Origin of the sequence: Pararcticibacter amylolyticus, assembly GCF_003130405.1 — a bacterium.
Taxonomy (GTDB): domain Bacteria; phylum Bacteroidota; class Bacteroidia; order Sphingobacteriales; family Sphingobacteriaceae; genus Arcticibacter; species Arcticibacter amylolyticus.
Genome location: NZ_QEAS01000017.1, coordinates 102,203 through 107,134, shown reverse-complemented (window position 1 = coordinate 107,134; position 4,932 = coordinate 102,203). Strand labels below are relative to the sequence as shown.

Annotated in this window: 4 protein-coding genes; all 4 read right to left on the bottom strand. The window is 45.3% G+C overall.

Features of this window, described 5'->3' with window-relative positions; translation table 11 throughout:
- Positions 1–70 precede the first annotated feature (70 nt).
- The 4 genes from ilvN to atpC all read right to left on the bottom strand — a co-directional run bounded on the left by ilvN (position 71) and on the right by atpC (position 4,925).
- Entirely contained in the window at positions 71–679 is a 609-nt protein-coding gene (ilvN, locus tag DDR33_RS18970; protein WP_109417380.1) for an acetolactate synthase small subunit, read from the bottom strand.
- A gap of 33 nt (positions 680–712) precedes the next feature.
- On the bottom strand, positions 713–2,461 hold the full coding sequence (ilvB, locus tag DDR33_RS18965) for a biosynthetic-type acetolactate synthase large subunit (RefSeq protein WP_109417379.1): 1,749 nt from the start codon (positions 2,459–2,461) through the stop codon (positions 713–715).
- Positions 2,462–2,542: 81 nt separating this feature from the next.
- Positions 2,543–4,264, bottom strand: a complete 1,722-nt coding sequence (ilvD, locus tag DDR33_RS18960) for a dihydroxy-acid dehydratase (RefSeq protein WP_109417378.1) — start codon at positions 4,262–4,264, stop codon at positions 2,543–2,545.
- Positions 4,265–4,679: 415 nt separating this feature from the next.
- Positions 4,680–4,925, bottom strand: a complete 246-nt coding sequence (gene atpC / locus DDR33_RS18955) for an ATP synthase F1 subunit epsilon (protein WP_109417377.1) — start codon at positions 4,923–4,925, stop codon at positions 4,680–4,682.
- Positions 4,926–4,932 lie beyond the last annotated feature (7 nt).

The window sequence follows — 4,932 nt, the reverse complement described above, 5'->3', positions numbered from 1 at the left end:
CTGTATAACTCTTAAATTCTGAACGCCCTTCAGGTGAATATTTTAGTACTTATCACTTATTACTTATAACTTACATTGTGAAGACCTTATCGCGGCTGTTAAGATACTCATTTTCCACAATTTCAGGAGCCGGTTCTGTTCTCTCGAACTCCCTTAGCTTGCAATTGAAACCTTCACTGTCTTTTATAATTGCAATCCTTGCGCTTCTTACAAACTCAATCAGGCCATAGGGCTGTAAAGCTTTGATCAGATTGTCGGTCTCTTCCCTGTGTCCGGTTGTTTCGAACACAGTATAGTCTTTTCTGATCACCACCGCCCGTGCGCCGTTTTCGCGAAGAAGACGCTCTACCAGTGCCTTTTCCGCAATGGTGTCTGTGGGGACTTTATACAAGGCCATTTCCTGCCAGATGACATCTTCGTTCGTATTGTAATATACTTTCAGCACTTCTACCTGTTTCTCAATCTGACGGGTTACTTTCCTGACTACATCTTCAGTTTCATTGATCACAATGTTGAACCGGTGAATGCTCTCTATTTCAGAAGGCGATGTATTGAGGCTGTCTATATTGATTTTCCTTCTTGTAAAGATAATAGCGATGCGGCCGAGCAGACCTATCTGATTTTCCGTGTATACGGTTATATTATATTCCTGTTTGATGGGAGTGTTTTCTGTGCTCATGGTTTCTTTGAATTAGATCTTCCGTCTTTCAACTTACTTAAGTCTGATTTCGCTGACGCTGCAACCCTGCGGAACCATCGGAAATACATTGTTCTCTTTGGTTACCATCACTTCGAGAAGATAAGGGCCTTTATGCTCCAGCATCGTTTTCAGGGCGTCAACAAGATATTCCCTTTTTGCTATGCTTTTCCCAAGAATACCGTACCCTTCTGCAACTTTAACGTAATCGGGACTGGTGATATTTACAAAGGAATATCTCCGGTCGTGAAACAGCTGCTGCCACTGGCGCACCATTCCGAGGAATTGATTATTGAGAATGATGATTTTCACATCTATGCCGCTTTGCATAATAGTTCCCAGTTCCTGGATCGTCATCTGAATACCGCCGTCACCGATAATTGCCACTACCGTTTTGTCTGGAGTTCCATATTTGGCGCCTATGGCTGCCGGAAGAGCGAATCCCATGGTACCTGCGCCGCCACTGGTAATGTTGCTGCGGGTATTGTTTAGTTTTGCGTACCGGCAGGTGACCATCTGATGCTGGCCAACGTCGGATACGATGATCGCTTCCCCGCCTGTCAGCTGATTCAGATTGTGAAGAACTTCTCCCATGGTCATTTCTTCAGTAACAGGGAAGAGTTCATCTTTTATAACCTGATCTACTTCCTGTTTTTCGTAGTCCCTGAATTTTTCAAGCCATTCTGCGTGCTGATTGGGTTTAACAAGTGAAGTGAGTAATGGAAGGGTTTCCTTACAGTCGCCCCATACTGCAACAGTTGTTTGTACGTTTTTATCTATTTCTGCAGGGTCAATATCCAGATGGATGACCTTTGCCTGTTTTGCGTATTTGTCCAGCCTGCCTGTTACCCGGTCATCGAAGCGCATTCCTACAGCAATCAATACATCACATTCGTTGGTAAGAACATTAGGCCCGTAATTTCCATGCATGCCGAGCATTCCCACGTTCAGCGGATGATCGCTCGGAATAGCCCCTGCCCCCAGAATTGTCCATGCAGAGGGGATTCCTGTCTTTTCTATGAAAGCTTTAAATTCCTTTTCTGCGCTGCCAAGGATCACTCCCTGTCCAAAAAGGACGAACGGCTTTTTAGCGTTATCGATCAGCTCTGCAGCCTTTTCGACAAATTCTTTCCGTATTATAGGTTTTGGCCGGTAGCTCCGGATATGACGGCAGGCGGAATAGCCTTTGAAGTTGAACTTCTGAAGCTGTGCATTTTTGGTAATATCAATCACAACGGGTCCGGGACGTCCGCTTCTGGCAATGTAGAATGCTTTTGCCAGCACTTCGGGAATCTCAGTTGCATCAGTTATCTGGTAGTTCCATTTCGTGATTGGCGATGTTATATTAATCACATCTATTTCCTGGAAGGCGTCGGTTCCAAGCAGGTGAGCAAATACCTGTCCTGTAATGCAAACAAGAGGAGTACTGTCAATCTGTGCGTCGGCAAGTCCGGTTACCAGGTTAGTTGCTCCCGGTCCGCTGGTTGCAAATACAACACCGACTTTTCCTGAAGACCTAGCATATCCCTGTCCTGCATGTATCCCTCCCTGCTCGTGGCGGACCAGGACATGATGCAGCTTTTCCTGGTAGTCATATAATGCATCGTAGATAGGCATAATAGCCCCCCCCGGATATCCGAAGATCGTATCTACACCCTCTGCAAGAAGGCCTTCCAGTAAAGCTACCGCCCCTGTTATTTCGATTCCGGTATCTTCTGCCTCCTTTGGGCTCGCTGCAGTGGCTTCCTGTTGTGCTGTTTCCATTTTATTAGATTTTAGATTAGCTGTCAGAATTGTTTTGCTTTATACTATTTTGTGATCTGAAGACTATGTAGTTTCAGTTCTTTAATTTTCGTCGGTAACGCAGCCTTCTGCCGCAGAACTTACAAGCCTGGCGTATTTGTATAACAGACCTTTTTTCTCTTTTAGTTCAGGCTGAACCCATCCGGCGCGTCTTTGTGCTATCTCCTGGTCTGGGACTTTCAATGTAATATGACGGTTTACCGCGTCTATTTCAATCCTGTCATCATCTTTCACCAGACCGATCAGGCCTCCTTCGAATGCTTCCGGAGTAATATGTCCAACCACAAAACCGTGTGTTCCTCCGCTAAAGCGGCCGTCCGTGATCAGGGCGACTGATTTGCCAAGACCTGCGCCCATAAGTGCTGAAGTAGGTTTCAGCATTTCCGGCATGCCAGGAGCTCCCTTTGGCCCGATGTTCTTAATGACTACGACATCGCCCGGTTTTACTCTTCCGCTGCTGATTCCTTCGATGAGATGAGCTTCGCCGTCAAAGACCCGTGCAGGACCTTCAAAAAATTCACCTTCTTTACCGGTGATCTTCGCCACACTTCCTCCCTCTGCAAGGTTTCCGTACAGGATTTGTAAATGACCTGTAGCTTTTACGGGGGTCTCCACCGGAAGAATGATCTTTTGCGTATTGAAGTCAAGCGACGGGATCCCGCTGAGGTTTTCTGAAAGCGTTTTTCCTGTGCAGGTTAAACATTCACCATGCAGCCAGCCCTGTTCAAGCAGGTACTTCATTACCGCAGGCACTCCACCAACTTCATGCAGATCCTGCATCATATATTTCCCGCTTGGCTTCATGTCGGCGAGGACAGGAATACGGTTGCTGATTTCCTGGAAGTCATCCTGGGTTAAGGGGACATCTACACTCTTAGCCATTGCAATGAGATGCAAAACGGCATTTGTGGAACCTCCCAGTACCATAAGGGTCACAATCGCATTCTCGAAAGCTTTGCGTGTCATGATGTCTTTAGGCCTTATATTTTTCTCCAGGAGGAGCCGGACCGCTTTTCCAGCAGCAAGACATTCATCTCTTTTACTTTCACTCAAAGCCGGGGAGGATGAAGAATATGGCAAACTCATCCCCAGGGCTTCTATTGCTGCTGCCATAGTGTTGGCAGTATAGATTCCTCCGCAGGCTCCTGCACTCGGACAGGAGCGTTTGATTATTTCTTTGAAATCTGTTTCATCAATTTGCCCGGCGATTTTTTTTCCCAGGGCTTCAAACGCTGATATAATATTCAGATCTTCACCTTTGTAATGTCCGGGAGCAATCGTGCCGCCATATACCATGATCGCAGGCCTGTTCAGCCGTCCCATTGCAATCAGGGATCCTGGCATGTTCTTATCACATCCGGGCAAGGCAATCAGTGCATCGTAATATTGGGCGCCGCAAACAGCTTCTATAGAGTCGGCAATCACATCCCTGCTGATGAGAGAATAGCGCATTCCCGGAGTCCCGTTTCCCATCCCGTCACTTACCCCGATAGTGTTAAAGATCAGGCCTACGAGATCTTCTTTCCACACACCTTCTTTAACAAGCTTTGCCAGATCGTTAAGGTGCATGTTACAGGTATTCCCGTCGTAACCCATACTTGCAATACCCACCTGGGCCTTATTCAGGTCCTCGTCGGTCAGACCGATTCCGTAAAGCATTGCCTGAGCCGCCGGCTGAGTCGGATCCTGAGTAAGTATCCGGCTGTAACGATTTATTTCTTCATTTGTTCCAGCTGCTGCGTTGTTGCCTGATGACGAATCCATAATGTTGTCGTAATATTTTTATTACTGAGTATTGCTTTTATTAATCGGTTAAAAAAGTCGTATATTTAAAGAGAAATTCTGCTTAGGCAGCGTGTCTTCTTTATCTATCCTCAAGGTAGGCACTTCCGCGAAGTAAGTCAATACCCCTGTACGGAAATTTTCAATTAGTATATTATTCTAATGGTTTTGTTCTGTCAAAATAAAATTTGGTGTAAGTCTGTTTTTTTGTTTTAAAAATTTGGATTCACTATACCGAAACTGGTTTTGGTATACGGTTTAAAATTTGACACTGGATGCGGAAAGGGATGATTTTCTTCTTGAAATCGGAAAAATCAACCGGAAGTTTAAAAAAACGGGCAAAAAAAAACCGGATGATTTTATCATCCGGTCAGTATCTGATAAGCACTAAATCGTGTTATTCAATCCCCTCAGCGAGGACAGTAATTTTATTGTTAAGAACTTCAACAACCCCGCCTTTTATGAAGTAACTTTCTTCACTTTTTCCACCTGTGCGAATAATCACTTTTCCGTCTTCAAGAGTTGAGATGATAGGGGCGTGATTATTCAGAACTTCGAAAGAGCCTTGCGTCCCCGGAACGGTTACTGAGCTAACTTCCCCTTCAAAAACAGTCTGATCAGGTGTTAAAATTTCTAATGTCATGTTGTAA